This is a genomic window from Fusibacter paucivorans, from assembly GCF_018390735.1.
Taxonomy (GTDB): Bacteria; Bacillota; Clostridia; order Peptostreptococcales; family Acidaminobacteraceae; genus Fusibacter; species Fusibacter paucivorans.
This window is the reverse complement of sequence record NZ_JAHBCL010000024.1, coordinates 1-17,766: the sequence shown is the minus strand read 5'-3', so window position 1 is coordinate 17,766 and position 17,766 is coordinate 1. Positions and strand designations below refer to the sequence as shown.

The following is a 17,766-nucleotide window of genomic DNA, read 5'->3' as shown; positions in this document are numbered from 1 at the left end:
TTCGCTCCCTTCTTAATCAAAAAGTATCCGCTCAATATCTAAGAGCGTTATGATTTGATCATTATATTTCGTAATCCCCATGATGAATTTACTCTTTTGATCGTTTGAATCGGTCTTTGTCAATAGTGATATTGGTATTGACAGGACCTCTACAACCCGGTCTACAATAAGACCTACAATATTTTCTTCATACCGAATGACGATAATACAGGTTCGATCGTCATATTCAATTTCATTTTTAACAAAGCGTCTGCGAATATCAATCACCGGGACAATCTGCCCTCTTAAATTAATGATTCCCATCACATAATGATCTTGATTAGGTACTTCTGTAATTTCCTGAATGCGATTGATATCATTGACGTGTTCAATATCAATGCCGTATATTTCATTATCAATGCTGATGGTCAAGAATTTCTTCAACTCTTGCGAGGTTAGGGCTACTGCTTCTTCCGCTATATTTTCATGATTCATATGGCCTCCTAACTTACCAGCTGATCGGGGTCGAGTATGATGCTGATTCGTCCGTCACCCAGCAGTGCAAATCCGGTCAAGCCTTCTACATGCTTTAGATAGTGCGGTGGACTCTTCACCACAAGTTGCTGTTCACCAAGAATAGCATCTGCGAAAAAGACGCGCGTTCGTCCATTCTCCTCTATCATCATCAAAATACCATCACTTAACGCTTTTACTTCTGTTTCCAAATTATACCGCTTGTGAAGTCTTATAATTGGATAAGCTTGCCCTCTGACGATCACCATCTCATGGCCATCTGGGTCTGTTGTGATGTCGCGTTCATTTGCAATAAATGACGATCTAATTGAGACAATGGGTACACTGAAGATCGTTTTTCCCACTTGCATCATCATACTGTTGATAATGGCAAGTGTTAGCGGAATTTTTATAGCAAATTCACTGCCCATGCCGAGCTCTGATGAAATAATAACGCTTCCGCCGATCTTTTTGATATTCTTGGCGACGACATCCAGTCCGACGCCGCGTCCGGAAAACTCTGTCACCTGCTCTTTCGTCGAAAAACCTGGGGCAAAAAGCATCTCGTAGACTTCCCTATCCGAATAGTCTTCTCGGGATTTTGTCAATATCCCACGATCTTCACACTTGTCTAGAATTTTTTCACGATCCAGTCCACGTCCATCATCTTTGACGATAATCCAGACGTCACCTCCCGAATGTTTGGCTTCAAGTGTAATCGTTCCCTTTTCGTTTTTACCCGCATCCACGCGCTCTTCGATCGTTTCAATCCCGTGATCTACTGAATTCCGAATGATGTGCATTAAAGGGTCATTGATGTTTTCAATAACGTTCTTGTCAACTTCCGTCTGTTCACCAATGATGACGAGTTCCACGTCCTTTCCGATCTTTTTCTTCATGTCTCGGACGATTCGATTCATCTTCTGGAATGTTAGTGCCAACGGCACCATACGCATGCTCATAACGGTATCCTGTAGGTCATTCATGATGATTCTGAATTGCCTAGCCGCTTTTTCAAAACTTTCGAGCTGAAGCTTTTGAATTTCAGGATTTTGCGTCACCATCGCCTCTGAGACGACGAGTTCGCCGACGAGATCCATCAATTTGTCAACGCGATGAACATCAACACTAATCATCGCAGCTTTAGTCTGTGCCGGTACACTGACTTCTTTCGTCGATGTATCTGTTTTTGATTTAGGGTTTAACGCCTTTTTAATGTGTTCAATCGCAGCATCTTCCGATTTTGGCATTGTTTCTGTTGTTTCAAATGCCGGCGGTATCATTTCATCTTCAGCTGCTTCTAGTTCTTCCTCAGCTGATTTTTCTACCTTTGGTTCACTGATAAAAGTATTGACATTATCTATTTGGTACGCTTCAAGATAGTCTATGTATTGCTGCTCATCAATTGGATTTAATATGTAATGGTCTAAAAAGCTAATGGCATCAAACAGTGCTGTAACTTCTGTTTCATTTAGTTTCGTTTTAAAGATAATGTGAAATCCCTTTTCAAGTATCACTGTGCCGGCATCCGGGTCATTGGTAACATCTTTAGGATAATGATGGTATTCGATCCACTTTTCCTTCACCGTGTGGATAAAAGTAAAAGCTCGAATGTTCTCCATGCCGCTGCCGGCCTCGTAGTGGACACTTGCCTTATAGCACTGAATATCTGTTTCTGCTGAAACACTATTTTCAGCTTTGGCCTCCGTTTTTGTAGGAGATAGATAATAGCGCTGGTCATTGGTGTCGACAGTATCCTCTAACTTAATGTCCGGCTGATCGTTCATGAATGTTAATGAATTCATATAGGCGACAATCGTCTGTTTCAGTTCATCGGAGTTCCCATTTGGGGTTATACCTCGTTCTAACTTTTGAATTTCAGCTTTGACGAAATCAATCATTTCCAGCGTCAGATCTGTAATCTTTCCGACATCGTAAACAACACTTTCATCCTTTCTGAGCAAGTCGAACAAATCCTCCAGCCGATGCGCAACAACGGCGATATTCTCATAGAGCATCATCATCGAATTCCCCTTGATGGTATGCATAATTCTGAATATCTCGTCAATGGCAAATGCCAAACTGGCTGTTTCCTCCGTTTCCATCACCAATTGTTCCAGCCGATCAATGAGTTGCACCGTCTCGTAGATATACATTTCAATCATCGGTTCGTTTGTATTGAAATCACTCATTTACCTACCTCCCTTTGCTATAGGTATTCAATAGATTAATACCAACTTCCCAAAGTTCTAAACACGTATTCCTATTGTAAACCGAATGAATCACCGCTTCACAGTTTAACAGTACATGTATTGGAACCGTATTTGTAAGGTATCAAAAGAAAAAGAGCTACTTATTCGAGTAGCTCTTTAGACCTATCTTCACTTATGAAATTGATAATCAAGATTCAGTAAATGGCCATTTTCACGCAGCCATTTGCGGTGTATCCGCCAATCGGGTATCGTCTTTTCTACTGTTTTCCAGAACTCAGGTGAATGGTTTAGATGAAGCAAATGACAAATCTCATGAACAACAATGTAGTCAATAATTGTATCAGATGCCCCTGCTAACTGAAGATTAAAGTTAAGATTGCCCAGACTGGAACAGCTCCCCCAACGCGATCGGATGTTCTTAATGCGAATCGTGCCGTACGAAACATTGTAATAATTACTGTACACCATAACGCGTTCGTGTATTTTCGCTGTTAACGCTAATCGCAGCAATTTTAAAACCTCTTGTTTGACAGCCTCTGAATCGTGCCAGTCCACTTTGAGACAAATTGTCTTATCCTGTATTTGAACGTGGCTTTTCGACGTGGCTGGCACCACTGTATAGATATCATCGAAAAATAAAACCGGTGTACCGAGACCATAGATTTTGGGGAAGACACCCGGTCTCAACTGCCTTCTTTTTCGCTTGCCTTTGCCTTTCATGCTGTCTGTTCCTCACGCAACGTTCCATGAGAACGCGCTTCAATGATTGTTCCAATTTGCTGTTTTATTGCCGCCATATTGGCAACAGTGTCTTTCGATTCCATCTCATAACGCGGATGGATGGTAATTGTAACTGTCGCAGGGTTAATTTTCAGACTGCCCTTCTGCATAATGCCAATTGAGCCGTCTATGGTTATCGGTACAATAGCTGCACCTGATTTCGTCGCAAGTTTCAACCCACCGGGTTTAAAATCCTGTATTTTGCCGTCAGCACTGCGCGTTCCTTCAGGAAAAAGCACAATATGATAGCCTTTTTTTAGGCGCACTGCACCTTCATTTATGGCACGGACTTGCTTTCGAATATCGCTTCGATCGATAAATGTACATTGAAGCGCCTTCATCCAGCCATTGACAAATGGCATTTTTTCAAGTTCCAATTTTGCCACAAACCCTACGGGTACCGGCAGCGAAGCAATCATCAACGGTATGTCAAAATTTGACTGATGATTGGCAATAAAAAGGATTGGACCGTCTTTGGGCAGATGATCTAATCCTTTCACTTCAATTTGCGTCCCTGCAAGTTTTAATAATTTTTCTGACCAATGCCTCGCCTTGCGTTCGGCTGCGATCAGCCTCGCCTCATCATTCGGCATGTCCTTTAATTTAAGATAGGACGGCACATAGCTGATGAGACTGGCCCAAAAGTATACAAACCAGATGATTGTTCTCAGCATTACTTATCTCCAACTTCATTTGTCAGTATCGGCAGCATGACCACGAATTCACTGCCAACCCCTTTTTTGGACTGAACTTCCAGTTTCCCATTGTGTTTATTCACAACGATATCATATGAAATACTCAGACCCAAGCCAGTCCCTTGACCGACTGGTTTCGTGGTGAAAAACGGTTCAAAAATACGATTGAGATGCGCAGTATCAATACCGGTACCATTATCGCTGACGTGAATTTCACAATAGAGTTCCGTCATGATCACTTCAATGTTAATTTCGCCAAGCTGCTGATATTCTCTTGCTTTAATTGCTTGAGCAGCATTGACCAGCACATTGACGAGTACTTGCTCTATCTGTCCCTTATTGCAATAAATGAGAGGCCCTTCCTGAACATATTTATTAATTGTGGCAACATATTTAATCTCATTATTGACAATGAGCATGGTCTCTTCGACTACTTCATCAATATTGACAAATTCATAGACTTCATCTTCCGAAACACGTGCGAAATTTCGCATACTCTGAACGATTTTGGCAACGCGGTTTAACCCCTTGTCACTATCGCTAAAGATATCGGGAAGGTCGGCGAGTACAAAATCGACATCTTGCGACTGCCACATCGTCTTAATGCGGTTAAACTGCATTTCATCCTTGCATTGTTCATCAATTAGTGCTTTTATGCCTTCCAGTATCGGTGTTAAATCTGTAAAATAATTTTTCAGCATTTCAAAATTGCTCATGACAAATGCCAAAGGATTATTGATTTCATGCGCAATCCCAGCCGCCAATTCACCAATTGCCACCAGTTTCTCTTTTTGAAGCAGATAATATTGTGCTTCTTTCAGTGATTGATTCACTTCTTTCAGCGCCTGATTCTGCTCTGCAATGACTTTTAAATTTGCAATGCGCTCGTTATCGCTGTGAATTTCACGAATAATTGAATTGATCCGCGATGTAAACTCAACATCTTCAAATGGCTTTTTAATATAGTCACTGGCACCGAGTTCAAAGCAAGTGCGAATGGTATTGAGGTTGTTGATATTGGTTAGCATGACGATTTTCGGCAAGTGATCCGGCGGTGTTTCCCGCAGCTTCTGTAATATTTCAACACCGGATATCCCCGGCATAATAATGTCGAGCAATATCAAGTCATAGGCAGCACCATAAATGCGTTTTAGTGCCTCTTCGCCATTGCTGCATAGATCAATATCGCATTCAATTTGATGCGACAAAATCGTATCTCTTGCAAAAACCTGGTTGATCTTGCTGTCATCAACAATTAATAATTTTATCATATCGCCACACCTCATTTTCATCATCGTAACATTTTTATAACCGCGTTACAACTACTCTAAACGCTTTTTAAACCGAATTGAGGCTATTGTGAGTAAAAGAATACTCATTATGGTTAGCGCTAGTGTTTGCTGCCAAATGATTTCGAAGCCAACACCTTTAATAATAATGCCGCGAAGAATATCGAGAAAATAGGTCAGTGGAATGGCGTAGCCAATATAGTAAATGAATGTCGGCATAGCATCTCTCGGAAAAACAAAGCCACTGAGCAGTACACTTGGCAGAATAATGAGAAAAGACATCTGCATCGCCTGAAGCTGATTTTTCGAAACAGTTGAAATCAGCATGCCAATTGCCAGTGCACTAAAAATAAAAGCATTTCCTAAAATCAGCAATAGAGCCATGCTGCCTCTAAACGGGACATTAAACCACACCATACCAAAGAAAATGGTAATGAGAAAGTCGATATTACCAATGACGACATAGGGAATCATTTTCCCAATGATGAGTTCATACGATTTAATCGGCGATACCATCAGTTGTTCAATGGTACCGCGTTCACGCTCTCTAACAAGCGAAAATGCTGTCAACATTACGGTAATGTTTTGCATAATGAGCCCCATGAGTCCCGGTATGGTAAATTGCCTGCTTTCCATGGATGGATTATACCAGACCGTTGTCCTAAAGTTTCCCTGTAGTGTCATCCCCTTTTGCGACTGAGCAATCAAACTGCCGCTCTGCAGAGCTGTTCTCGCTACAGTGGGATCTGATCCATCGACGAAAAAGGCTATTTCACTTTCAATAGGATCACTCCCATATCCCTTTGGAATGACAATTGCCGTTTTAATTTCCCCGCTGTCAAGCGCTGTATCAATTGCTTTTATATCATGATAATAGCTGTATAGTTCAAAATAATTCGAAGTTGTAAACGTTCGAACGAGTTCGCGGCTCTCATAAGTGTGATCGTTGTCCAGCACACCCATGTAGATGTGATCCACTTCTGTATTTACGGCATAGCCAAACATCAGCATAAAGAACACCGGCATCATAATCAGCATTACCATACTGGCGCGATCACGCCGAATGTGGAGCGCTTCTTTAATGACAATATGTTTAAAGCGCTGCATCTTCACCCTCCTTAATAAATGAGAGCTTGTCAAAACGCGTTTTGACGCTCATCTGTGTTTCCTGCTCGACGAGTTTAATAAAAACATCTTCTAAATTCTTCAGCTGCATTTCTTTAATCAATGTTTCCGGTTCGCCTTCCAACAATTTTCTGCCGTCAAAAACAAAACCAACGCGATCACAGCTCTGCGCTTCATCCATGTAATGAGTCGTCACCAGTATCGTAATCCCCTGTGCCGATAATTCATAGAGCATCTCCCAGAAAAGTCTTCTCGAAACGGGGTCAACACCTGCTGTCGGCTCATCCAAGATCAATAACTTTGGCTTATGAATAATCGCACATCCCAGTGCCAGTCTCTGCTTCCACCCGCCGGAAAGATGACCTGTCATCTGATTGGCGCGTCCTTCCAGCCCTGCCATCTGAATGATTTGCTCCATTCGCTCTTTCGCTTGTTTTTTGGTCAGACCATAGATATTTGAGAAAAAACGAATATTTTCCAATACAGTTAAGTCTTCATACAAACTAAACTTTTGCGACATGTACCCAATATGCTGTTTGATTTTCTCGCCTTCTCTTTGAAGATCATAGCCCAGTACATGCCCTTCACCAGCACTTGGCGGCAAGACACCGCAAATCATTTTAATCGTTGTACTTTTACCTGCGCCATTTGGCCCGAGGAGTCCATAAATTTCACCTGGCTGAATGGCTAAATTCATTTCTTTAACCGCAGTAAACTGATGAAATTTTTTAGATATTTTTTTTAAGTCTACAGCATTCATAGCAACTCCTTATTGTTCAGGATATTCAACATCTATCATCATCCCCGGCAAAAAACCTGCATCTTCCGGCAGATGCGCCTTGACTTCATAGACGAGCTGCTGTCTGTCTTCTTTAACCGTAACATTTTTGGGGGTAAACTGTGCTTCATCGGCAATTTGATAGATGATACCTTCGCTTGGCGTCGTGATGCCATCCTGATAGACATTGACAACTGAGCCTTCTTCGATTTTTGAGAGCAAGTCATTGCCGACGTAAAAAATAACATACGGCTTCGTCAAATCAGAGATCTTGCCAATTGGCGAACCTTGAACACAGAACTCAGACTGATTGATTGTAAGTGCTGTCAATGTTCCTGAAACAGGCGCGACTATCGTCGTGTCATCAATCTGCTGCTGTATGGTCGCCTGCTCGTTTTCGAGTCCCTTTATCTCAAGTGCAATTTGATCAAGCTTACGCGTATCAACACCTTCTGAAAGTGTTTCGTAACTTAAAGCTAGTTGATTGTACTGTGCCAGCAGCGTATTGACGCTGTTCTCTGCATTGTCAACATTTAATGATGCCTGTTTTAATTGCTCTTTCGAAATAGCACCTGCATCAAAAAGTACATTGGCTTGATCGTAATCCTCTTGAGCCTTTCTCTGTGAAGTTCTGGCAAAAGACAACTGACTGCTTGCACCATCAAGTGCTTCTCGAGCAGAAGCCAAATCCCGATCGTCAATTTCATCTTCCATAAGCGCCATACTTATTTTTCTTGCTTGAATTTGATACGCGAGTGCTTCTTCCGATAGTTTTAAGGTTGCTGGATCAATTTCTCCGATAACATCACCAGATTGAACAAAATCGCCTTCCACTGCATTTAATGCTATCAGTTGACCTGAGATCAGCGGTGTTATTTTTGTCGTATCCACTTCGACAAAGCCAGTGTATCGAAAAGCTTCTTTACTTGTACAGGCTGAATTCGTCAGCATCACTGCACAGAGCAGCAGTCCTATGAGTAGTTGTCGCTTCATTTTATCACCCCATGTTTTAAGATATCTTTGATCGTTTCGTACTCTCCTCTGAGCGCATCCATTTCAATTGGCTGCTCCATAATAACGCGCTGAAAGATTGGCGCCATCATATTGACGACAATGGTTCTGAACAGTATGCGCGGCGATTCGACTTCTCTGACATTGCCAAGTGAAGCCTGGTATTGATAATACGCTTCAAATGCCTCACACATGGGATTAAAGATTTCTGCTACAATCGTATCGCGAAATGCCTGATGATACTGCGCTTCGTTCACCATGACGGCAATTAGCGGATACTGCTTTTGAATAAATTTCAAACGGTCTTCAATAACAAAATCAATCACTTGATCGACAGGCACATCGCGCTTTGTTTCGAGCAGTTCCTTAATGGGTGTTAAGGCAACTGCACGGCCAAAGAGTTTGACAGCATGGACTGCAATGCCATCCAAAATACCTTTTTTACTTTTAAAATATTTAAAAACTGTGGCTTCACTTACACCTGCCCGTTCAGCAATTTCCTGTGTTTTGGCGGCATTATAGCCTTTCTCGGCAATGACGTCTACCGCAGATTCCAAAATCTGCTGGGTTGTTATTTCACGCTTCTTCATATCATCCTCCAAAAGTGAGTGAGCACTCACTTACTTTGATAGTATGGCACACTCCAAATATAAAATCAAGCCCCATTGGCATTTAATCCAATAATTTTGACCAAAAAAACGCCGCCCATATCCCATCATGTGATAGGGGCAGCAGTTAATCCAGCTATTTGTTCAATTAAAAAAATCATCAGATCCTTTGAATTCGTATTTTTACTTTTAAATTTGTAGTTTAAAGCTACAATTCTTGTCCTGAACATTCAAGGTCAAAGTTCAAATGGTATAGTTCCATTTTTTTATAGAGCGATGTGCGATGAATGCCAAGTGCTTTTGCAGCAGCTGATTTGTTGTTGCCATACTTTTTCATAACCCTTACAATTGCTTCGCGTTCAGCTTTGATGACTGCATATTTCAGCGAATCGTATTCTTCAATATCCCCTCTAAAACAGTCAACTTTTTCCAAAAGATAATCCGGCAGATAATTGGGGGTAATTTCTTCGCCCTGCGATAAATTCACAGCGCGTTCAATTACATTTCGAAGTTCACGTACATTCCCCGGCCAATCGTGCTGTTTTAAAATATGAAGTGTTCCAGGTGCAACGAGACAGCGCTTGCCGATTAAAAGATCATTTGACATATTTTGTAGAATATTTGCTGCAAGCAAGGGAATATCTTCAATACGATCTCGAAGGGGTGGGATCTTCAATTTAATCACATTTAAACGGTAATAGAGATCTTGGCGAAATTTTCCCTGTTTAACCTGTTGATCAAGTTCTTCATTGGTTGCCACGATAATACGCGCATCAAGTTCTATACGACTCGTGCTGCCGACGCGTTCAAATTCCCTAGTTTCCAACACACGCAGTAGCTTTGCCTGCATTTCAATTGGCATAGAGCCGATTTCATCCAGCAATAAGCACCCGCCATTTGCCAGTTCGAATTTACCTAGTTTGCCATGTTTCCTCGCACCTGTAAAAGCGCCTTCTTCATAGCCGAAGAGTTCGGCTTCCAGTAAATCTCGTGGAATCGCTGCACAGTTAATGCTGACGAAAGGACCGTATCGTCGATTACTCTCATTGTGTATCGAATGGGCAAAAAATTCTTTGCCCGTGCCGCTCTCCCCCTGAATGAGAATAGTAGAACTGCTTCTAGAAGCTTTTTTAGCAACATCAATCAATGACATCATTGCAGCATCCTTTGTGATAATATCTTTGAAACAGTATTTTGCCTGAAAAAAATGGCTGATTTCGCGTTTGTATTTATTGACTGTGTTTTCAAGTGCATCAATCTTTCCAACGACAATTCTCATTTCATCTGCGTTTTTAAAGAATGTGGTTCCAACGGCACCAATCAGTTTCCCATTTTTAAAAATGGGGATCCGAGATGTTAATAAATATCGTCCATTCACTTTTTGAAGCTGAAAAATTTCCTTCTTTCCTGTTTTCACCACGATGTGCATTCGGGTATTTTCAATGACATCCTGTGCATATTTCCCTAAGACATCCTCTTCGCGATACCCTAGGAGTTCTTCATAATCCCATTTGATAATTCTACCTTCGCGATCGACAATTACCATACCATGATAGGCATGCCCATAAACATCACCAAGAATTTCTAAGATATCCTGATGATCATTTGAGAATTCATCTGATATCGTTTTAACAGAGACATTTCTAAAAATCAGCGCTTGGGTCAACATATCAGAATCTGCTTCAATTAAGAAGTGTTTAAACTGTATCTGTCGGTTGCCGAGTTTAAACTCTCTCTCGTCAAATGTGCTGTAATCAATAAGGTCCGCCATTCCGAGCAGCATAAACAATTGAAAAACACTTTTACCAACCACCTCTTCTTTGTTTCTTTGTGCGATTTCTTCAAATGCACGGTTACAGTAGATTACAACCCCCGATTTTTCAATAACAATCCCATCAAACATATGATCCGTTAATTGTTCAAGATACTCTAAATAGTCTTGTCCAGCTATGTCTGCAAAATCATTTACATATACATCCAAATGAAAATACCCCCTTATCGACATCTGCCTCACTTTAACGATTAAACTGACGACTCAAATAAACTGATGACTCAAAGCTTGTATTCTATGTGTGATGCAATATATCCTTCACCAAGCAATAATAATTTTTTGTCACAATTTGATGTTCCATTATGTATGATGGGACGACGACAACCGCCGTCCCAAATTTAAAATCAGTAAGCCGCTACACAAGGATTAAAAAGCCCAGTACAGTGATAATGCCAACGACAAACAGGTCTATGATACAATACCCCATAATATCTCTTGCCCCAAGACCCGCTATCGCAAGTGATGGCAGTGCCCAGAATGGCTGTATTAAGTTTGTCCAAGCATCGCCCCAGGCAATGGCCATCCCTGTAATCGCTGGATCGACGCCAAGACTCGCACTGGCCGGCATCATAATTGGCGCTTGTACTGCCCACTGTCCTCCACCTGACGGTACAAAGAAATTAACAATACCGGCAGAAAGGTAAGTGTATAATGGAAATGTCTTTGGTGTCGAGATGGCGACAAATGCATTTGACATGATGATGGCGACTGAGACTCCCTCTGCATTTTTCCCAATCATCATCCCCATGATCCCTGCATAGAATGGAAATTGCAGGATAACGCCGCCAACGCCCCGTGCTGCACGGCTGATGGAATCAAGGAAATCTTTTGGATTGCCATGAAGCAGTATTGCTGAGAATAAGAAGATAAAGTTGACAATATTTAAGTTAAGATCAAAACCCTTCGCTGTAAAATGCCATATAATATAGGCAAGGCCGCCTGCACCGATAATCATTGAAAGCACCATACTGGATTCCATGCGTTCAGCCGGTGTCATTTCACTTTTATCTTTTCGAATGACAACATCATCTTCTAACAAACGCGGATCAACTTCAACTGTATGCTCTGGATCTGGGTGCATTGCACGATTAACCAATGGAATAATAATGAGAATCGCCAATTGAATAATGAGATTCCAATGAGAAAATATCGTTTGAGATGTAGGAATGGCAGCTGTTAGAGCACCCGCAGTTTCGGCCTCTAAGCCGCCGGAAGCCATTTTTAGCGGAATCGAACCAGAAATACCACCATGCCAGTTTGCAATACTCGCATAGCCCGTAGCAATTAAAAGGCGATAGTCGACGCCTTTAACACGTTTGGCCAGTCTCTTTGCAAAGAGTGGGCCAACGACGAGTCCAAATCCCCAGTTAATAAACATTGCGATAAGTGATACCACAGAAACCATATAAATGGCGCCTTTTGGCGACTTTGGAATACCTGCAAGCTTATCCAAAAAGCGTTTAACCACTTTCGTATCTGCAAGTACAAAGCCCGTCACGACGACGAGTGCCATTTGCATTGAAAATGAAAGAAGCGACCAGAAACCATTGCCCCAGTGCTGAACCATTGCCATTGGCGTTTGACCTGTCATAAATATGCCAAGAAAAAATACAATAATACTTAAGATAACCGCAAATAAAAAGGCATCCGGCAAATACTTTTGCACTAAGGCAATACAACCATTTGTTAATTTCTTAAACATAGAACCCCCTTGTTATTATGACGGATCGGCACTTTAGAGAATCGGTGCCGACCCAAAATCACCGCCCACTAGCGGTGTTATACCCGCATCATTATTTTAAAGCATCTGATATAATGAGCTCTGCTTCTGTCACGGCAATAACATCCTCTACTGTTGTTTCCGGCCCCAACTCCGTCAACACCAAGCCATCAGCTGTCACTTCAATGACCGCCATTTCCGTGATAATCATATCCACCTCACTTGCAGCAGTAAGCGGCAAGGTACATTTTTTCAAGATTTTCGGTTTCCCCTTTGCGCTGTGCTCCATAGCGACAATGACCTTTTTGGCGCCGACGACAAGATCCATTGCACCACCCATTCCCGGTACCATTTTCCCCGGAATCATCCAGTTGGCTAGATTACCTTGCTCATCAACTTGAAGTGCACCTAAAACCGTTTTATCCACATGACCGCCTCTTATAATTGAGAACGAAAGTGAACTGTCAAAGAATGCTCCCCCTGGCAATATCGTCACAGGAAGTCCTCCTGCATTGACAATATCAGCATTTTCTTCGCCTTTTTCTGCGGCTGGTCCCAAACCTACAAATCCATTTTCAGATTGAAAGATTATTTGCATCTCTGCATCAACGTAGTTGGCAACGAATGTTGGCAACCCAATGCCTAAATTAACAACATCGCCCTTATTGAGTTCTTTTGCGACACGTTTTGCAATGGTTTCAATAATTTGTGCTTTCTCCATCCTAACGGCCTCCCTTGACAATAAAATTTACAAAGATGCCTGGTGTCATCACATCATTTGGGTTGATTTCACCAATTTCAACGATTTCGTCAACTTCTGCAATGACGAGTTCAGCTGCCGTTGCCATGACGGGATTAAAGTTCCGCGTTGCGCCATTGTAATACAAATTGCCCGCCTTATCGGCTTTGGATGCCTTTAATAGTGCAATATCGGCTTTCAACGGCATTTCAAGCAGATAATCTTGCCCATTGATATCGAGCTTTCGCTTGCCTTCTTCGACCGGTGTTTTCAAACCTGCTTTTGTCAATACGCCGCCAAGTCCTGCGCCGCCTGCTCGAATGCGTTCTGCTAGAGTCCCCTGTGGAACGAGCTCTATTTCAAGTTCGCCTGCATTCATTTGACGCCCTGTTTCGGGATTCGTGCCAATATGTGTCACAATTGCCTTTTTAATTTGTTTATTGACGACCAATTTGCCTATCCCAAGATCAGGGGTTACGGTATCATTTGAAATAATCGTCAAATCCTTTACATTGTTTTCAATCAGCGCTTCAATGATACTGTTCGGTCCACCGACACCGATAAAACCACCGATCATGACAGATGCACCATCACTCACCATTTCTGCCGCTTCCTGCAATCCTATGATTTCAACCATTTTTTCCTCCGTTATTTAGTGCTGCCTGCGTATTAAAGGTTTTCCAACATCAGTGACATGCCTTGCCCGCCGCCGATGCATAGTGTGACAAGCCCAGTTTCTGCGCCACGCTGTTTCATGGCATATAAGAGTTTGGTAATGAGAATTGCACCTGTGGCACCTGTTGGATGTCCAATGGCGATCGCACCGCCGTTGACATTAACGCGTGACAAATCAAATGGCAATTCTTTTAGAACAGCTAAACTCTGCGCCGCAAATGCTTCATTTAACTCTATGAGGTCAAAATCACTCAACTTCGTTCCCGTCAGTTTCATTAGTTTATGTGTTGCAGGTACCGGTCCGATGCCCATAATATCCGGGTCACAGCCAGCCGATGCCCATCCGCGTACACGTGCTAGCGGCTTTATGCCAAGTGCTTTCGCTTTTTCGGCGCTCATTAGTACAACAGCCGCACCAGCATCGTTAATCGTTGAAGAATTGCCTGCTGTCACTGTGCCGCCTTTTAAAAAGGCCGGTCTGAGTCGCTGCAAATCCGTCAAGGTCGTATTGCCTTTAATCCCCTCATCTTTGCTAATGGTTTGTACACCTTTGCGCGTGGTTATTTCGACTGGTACGATTTCTTTGTCAAACAGTCCCTCTGCTTGTGCTCGCGCCGCTTTCTGCTGGCTCTGCAAAGCAAAGGCATCTTGCGCTTCTCTCGATATACTGTATTTTTCTGCAAGGCGTTCTGCGGTCATTCCCATACCAAAGAGCAGGTCTTGCAGCAAATCATTACACGTCTGTTCGCCCATTCTGAATCCTTTGCGAGCATTCTTCAAAATATATGGAATTGCAGACATATTTTCCATACCGCCAGCCAACATGACATCATGCTCACCGACTTTTATCAAGGCAGATGCCAATGTTACGCTCTTAACACTTGAAGCACAGTTTTTATTGACAGTAAATGCAGGAATTTCTATTGGAATCCCAGCTTCAAGCGCCGCTTCTCTAGCAGGATTTCCCTTTGGCTCTGTTCCCATGATATGGCCGACGACGACTTCGTCCAAATCTCCGGCTGCTATACCACTCCTAATAAGCGCTTCTCTCATCGCAATGGCACCCAGCGTCTGAGGTTTTACACCTGACAGCGATCCCAAGAAACTTCCAATTGGCGTTCTTGCCGCACCAACGATTACGACTTCTCGATTCATAGTTGTCCCTCCTTAACGACATTGATTATCTGTACACTTTTATAAATATGCAAAGAGGATGCCAAAACTTTAACAATGTCATCGAGGGCGCTACCCGTTGCAATAACAGGTTTTTCGTATTTTGTCAATCGTCTTCCAAATAAACGGTGTCGTTTCAGCACTACACTTTTTATGGCTGCATTGACACTTGTCAATCAAAAGACCACGAATCGCAGAGATCATAAGCATTAAAAAAGTGTCGCGTAATCGCGACACCTAAATATTGATTGTACATTTGGGACTACACTTTTTCTTATATTGCACTTCTCGTAGATGCTTTCACATTTTATTTTTCGATTTTTTTCTTTAATATCCTTTCCGGCTTCCTTTTACAGTCTTTTTTTGTGCAAGTTGCCCTAATGACATAAAAAAACACCCAATCATTGAAATTGAGTGCTTTAAGACCTGCTATAACTGCTTCTTGACAGCCGTTAATCTGATCGCATTTAAAACTACAGCATTTCATATCCCATTTTGGCAATCAGTGTGAAAGAGACGATGACGAAAATTGGCTTGATAAACTTTGACCCTCGCGTGACTGCTAGATGTGTCCCGACACGTGCACCAAACATCATGGCAATTGCCATGGGAATACCATATTTGAATGCAACTTGTCTGTTCATGAGGAAGAGTAATATCGCTGCCAGATTACTTGCCAAATTCAGCACTTTTGCATTGGCTGCCGCTTTCTTAAAATCAAAGCCAAAGAGATGAATAAGGGTAAAGATTAAAAACGACCCCGTTCCCGGTCCGAAAAAGCCGTCATAAAACCCAATGAGCCCGGCAAATCCCCGACCTTTCCAAAGCTGTTTATTGGAGGGTTCAACATAGTAGTCTTCTAGCCCTAAGTTTTTATTCATCAACGTATATATCCCGATAATGGCAACCAGAAAAATAATGAGCACTTTTAAAAAATCCGGATTTACGCTCAAAACAGCATTGACGCCAATCACAGAACCTATAAAGGAAAAAGGCAGCAGCGTCATTAAAATTTTCTTATTAAGGTTTCCAGACTTAAAGTAATGATAAGCACTATTTAGTGCACCAGTGCTCGATGCTAATTTATTCGTGCCAAGTGCCAAATGCGTCGGAATCCCAGTCGCAATAAGCGCCGGCAAGCTTATTAGGCCGCCGCCTCCAACCATCGAATCGACAAGTGCTGCAAAAAAACCAGCGATACAAATAATGACAATCACATGTTCCTCCCGTTATAATCGACTGATATACTTCCAGTTATTGAGTCGCTCTGATTGCAGCTGCAATACAAACGACTGAAAAAAATGTTGGTGGTGTTCAATTGCTTTAGAAAAACTTTGAAAATATTCAATAAGGGATGACTGATCCAAAATGACACCACTGCCCACATTGCCAATCAAGTCATATGCCATCATGCCATAGCGCATGACAAAAAGACAATAGGCGTCAAAAATATCATCCACTTCTGTAAATGGAAACAAGTTCCGAAAGCTAAGATTGACAAAATAATTTTCAAACACATAGACATGATGGTTAAAATAGTCACTAAATAATTTTTCAGCAGATTTCAATGCATCTTTTGATGCATGTTCATAAAAATCCCTTGCATGAAAATGCCACTTGCGGTAGCGCTTACTAACGATCTGCTTGTCGACATCCAGATTTTGAAATGCCATGCGGACAAAATCCGATTTCCAAAGTTCGCTAAAAACTGTCTTTGACGGCATGATCATCTTTTTTCGTCGAGGATCTTTACGCGCTTGCCAAAGATAGTCTCCCAGTACAAACAGCCGTTCAGCGAAGGACAGATCGCGATCGCTTAAAATGTCATTCGACACTTCACGAATCAACTTAAGATCCGCTACAGGTGTTCCAGCATATTTAGGCGCTCTTTGAAAGACATCATAGGTGATAATGGGCAAGCGCATTGCGGCAACACCTTCTTCGAAGACAATACCGTCTTCTAAAAAAAGATATTTTCTTAAGGCTTCAGGACAAGATGCTGATAATGACATTTCGATCCGCCCATTAACCTGATTGATGATTCTTGGATATAAACTGCAAACATTGGACAAATAGCTTTCACCATATGCAGCCTGTATACGGCATAGCCTATGATCATCTAAGAACGCACAATTTTGCTGCTTTGTCAGCCTTACCGTCGCATAATTGATCTCCGGCGCATCGCACTGTTCATTTCGCCGAACCGTTTGCTGAATAATAGGCGTCAATTCAGGGTGTCGGATCTTCTGATACTTTCTATACGTTCGATCATCTAGATCAACGAACCATCCCATGCAGCAATTGTCTTCACATTCACCTGCAATGCAGGTAAAGTCAGTATAGTAGCTGGGACGAATGTATTTCAGTTTTCTCATTTTCACCTCTTTACATGATCAATAGGGGCACACCTTTTAAAAACTAGAGTTTATCTCGGTTTCTGTTTCTATTGAGCTTTTCTATTATACTATAAATTCTTCGATTTGTTTTGACTTTATTGTGGTATGATACTATTATTCAGACCAGCTAATAAAAGTCAACAACCAATTTTAAATTTTTTGAATAATGCTTGTCCTGAAAAGAAGGTACAGCAAAGCTAGCCATTTTGAAATACGAACAATAGCTTTCTGAAGTGACATG

General features: G+C 41.9%; 16 protein-coding genes. All 16 read right to left on the bottom strand.

What is annotated here, in order from left to right:
• Positions 1-12: 12 nt before the first annotated feature.
• The 16 genes from KHM83_RS13560 to fliB all read right to left on the bottom strand — a co-directional run bounded on the left by KHM83_RS13560 (position 13) and on the right by fliB (position 17,504).
• Positions 13-474, bottom strand: a complete 462-nt coding sequence (locus tag KHM83_RS13560) for a chemotaxis protein CheW (RefSeq protein WP_213237568.1) — start codon at positions 472-474, stop codon at positions 13-15.
• An 8-nt stretch (positions 475-482) separates the two neighbouring features.
• The gene (locus tag KHM83_RS13555; RefSeq protein ID WP_213237567.1) at positions 483-2,684 is read right to left on the bottom strand and encodes a chemotaxis protein CheA; all 2,202 of its coding nucleotides are present in this window, start codon (positions 2,682-2,684) and stop codon (positions 483-485) included.
• 189 nt (positions 2,685-2,873) lie between these two features.
• On the bottom strand, positions 2,874-3,425 hold the full coding sequence (locus KHM83_RS13550; RefSeq protein ID WP_213237566.1) for a M48 family metallopeptidase: 552 nt from the start codon (positions 3,423-3,425) through the stop codon (positions 2,874-2,876).
• The gene (locus KHM83_RS13545; RefSeq protein WP_213237565.1) at positions 3,422-4,159 is read right to left on the bottom strand and encodes a lysophospholipid acyltransferase family protein; all 738 of its coding nucleotides are present in this window, start codon (positions 4,157-4,159) and stop codon (positions 3,422-3,424) included. The genes KHM83_RS13550 and KHM83_RS13545 overlap by 4 nt, the downstream gene beginning before the upstream one ends.
• The gene (locus KHM83_RS13540; RefSeq protein ID WP_213237564.1) at positions 4,159-5,451 is read right to left on the bottom strand and encodes a response regulator; all 1,293 of its coding nucleotides are present in this window, start codon (positions 5,449-5,451) and stop codon (positions 4,159-4,161) included. Before KHM83_RS13540 ends, KHM83_RS13545 begins: the two co-directional genes overlap by 1 nt.
• A 51-nt stretch (positions 5,452-5,502) precedes the next feature.
• Entirely contained in the window at positions 5,503-6,576 is a 1,074-nt protein-coding gene (locus KHM83_RS13535; protein WP_246543103.1) for an ABC transporter permease, read from the bottom strand.
• Positions 6,563-7,354, bottom strand: coding sequence for an ABC transporter ATP-binding protein (locus tag KHM83_RS13530; protein ID WP_213237562.1), 792 nt, complete (start codon positions 7,352-7,354; stop codon positions 6,563-6,565). Before KHM83_RS13530 ends, KHM83_RS13535 begins: the two co-directional genes overlap by 14 nt.
• Positions 7,355-7,363: 9 nt before the next feature.
• On the bottom strand, positions 7,364-8,365 hold the full coding sequence (locus KHM83_RS13525; protein WP_213237561.1) for an HlyD family secretion protein: 1,002 nt from the start codon (positions 8,363-8,365) through the stop codon (positions 7,364-7,366).
• Positions 8,362-8,973, bottom strand: a complete 612-nt coding sequence (locus tag KHM83_RS13520) for a TetR/AcrR family transcriptional regulator (RefSeq protein ID WP_213237560.1) — start codon at positions 8,971-8,973, stop codon at positions 8,362-8,364. The genes KHM83_RS13525 and KHM83_RS13520 overlap by 4 nt, the downstream gene beginning before the upstream one ends.
• Positions 8,974-9,199: 226 nt before the next feature.
• Complete coding sequence (locus KHM83_RS13515) at positions 9,200-10,972, bottom strand: sigma 54-interacting transcriptional regulator (RefSeq protein WP_213237559.1); 1,773 nt, start codon at positions 10,970-10,972, stop codon at positions 9,200-9,202.
• A 205-nt stretch (positions 10,973-11,177) separates the two neighbouring features.
• Entirely contained in the window at positions 11,178-12,524 is a 1,347-nt protein-coding gene (locus tag KHM83_RS13510; RefSeq protein ID WP_213237558.1) for a short-chain fatty acid transporter, read from the bottom strand.
• Between the two features lie 91 nt (positions 12,525-12,615).
• Positions 12,616-13,263: a 3-oxoacid CoA-transferase subunit B gene (locus tag KHM83_RS13505; protein ID WP_213237557.1), complete on the bottom strand. Its 648-nt coding sequence runs from the start codon at positions 13,261-13,263 to the stop codon at positions 12,616-12,618.
• A gap of 1 nt (position 13,264) precedes the next feature.
• Entirely contained in the window at positions 13,265-13,918 is a 654-nt protein-coding gene (locus KHM83_RS13500) for a CoA transferase subunit A (protein WP_213237556.1), read from the bottom strand.
• A gap of 32 nt (positions 13,919-13,950) precedes the next feature.
• Positions 13,951-15,111, bottom strand: a complete 1,161-nt coding sequence (locus KHM83_RS13495; protein WP_213237555.1) for a thiolase family protein — start codon at positions 15,109-15,111, stop codon at positions 13,951-13,953.
• 491 nt (positions 15,112-15,602) lie between these two features.
• Complete coding sequence (locus tag KHM83_RS13490) at positions 15,603-16,346, bottom strand: TSUP family transporter (RefSeq protein WP_343213156.1); 744 nt, start codon at positions 16,344-16,346, stop codon at positions 15,603-15,605.
• 12 nt (positions 16,347-16,358) lie between these two features.
• Positions 16,359-17,504: a flagellin lysine-N-methylase gene (gene fliB, locus KHM83_RS13485; RefSeq protein ID WP_213237554.1), complete on the bottom strand. Its 1,146-nt coding sequence runs from the start codon at positions 17,502-17,504 to the stop codon at positions 16,359-16,361.
• Positions 17,505-17,766 lie beyond the last annotated feature (262 nt).

Excerpts from the sequence above, each read along its gene's own strand:
- KHM83_RS13495 (WP_213237555.1), bottom strand. The coding sequence starts at position 15,111 with ATGAATCGAGAAGTCGTAATCGTTGGTGCGGCAAGAACGCCAATTGGA.
- KHM83_RS13550 (WP_213237566.1), bottom strand. The coding sequence starts at position 3,425 with ATGAAAGGCAAAGGCAAGCGAAAAAGAAGGCAGTTGAGACCGGGTGTC.
- KHM83_RS13545 (WP_213237565.1), bottom strand. The coding sequence starts at position 4,159 with ATGCTGAGAACAATCATCTGGTTTGTATACTTTTGGGCCAGTCTCATC.
- KHM83_RS13555 (WP_213237567.1), bottom strand. The coding sequence starts at position 2,684 with ATGAGTGATTTCAATACAAACGAACCGATGATTGAAATGTATATCTAC.
- KHM83_RS13525 (WP_213237561.1), bottom strand. The coding sequence starts at position 8,365 with ATGAAGCGACAACTACTCATAGGACTGCTGCTCTGTGCAGTGATGCTG.
- KHM83_RS13520 (WP_213237560.1), bottom strand. The coding sequence starts at position 8,973 with ATGAAGAAGCGTGAAATAACAACCCAGCAGATTTTGGAATCTGCGGTA.
- KHM83_RS13535 (WP_246543103.1), bottom strand. The coding sequence starts at position 6,576 with ATGCAGCGCTTTAAACATATTGTCATTAAAGAAGCGCTCCACATTCGG.
- KHM83_RS13530 (WP_213237562.1), bottom strand. The coding sequence starts at position 7,354 with ATGAATGCTGTAGACTTAAAAAAAATATCTAAAAAATTTCATCAGTTT.
- KHM83_RS13510 (WP_213237558.1), bottom strand. The coding sequence starts at position 12,524 with ATGTTTAAGAAATTAACAAATGGTTGTATTGCCTTAGTGCAAAAGTAT.
- KHM83_RS13505 (WP_213237557.1), bottom strand. The coding sequence starts at position 13,263 with ATGGAGAAAGCACAAATTATTGAAACCATTGCAAAACGTGTCGCAAAA.
- KHM83_RS13540 (WP_213237564.1), bottom strand. The coding sequence starts at position 5,451 with ATGATAAAATTATTAATTGTTGATGACAGCAAGATCAACCAGGTTTTT.
- KHM83_RS13500 (WP_213237556.1), bottom strand. The coding sequence starts at position 13,918 with ATGGTTGAAATCATAGGATTGCAGGAAGCGGCAGAAATGGTGAGTGAT.
- KHM83_RS13560 (WP_213237568.1), bottom strand. The coding sequence starts at position 474 with ATGAATCATGAAAATATAGCGGAAGAAGCAGTAGCCCTAACCTCGCAA.
- fliB (WP_213237554.1), bottom strand. The coding sequence starts at position 17,504 with ATGAGAAAACTGAAATACATTCGTCCCAGCTACTATACTGACTTTACC.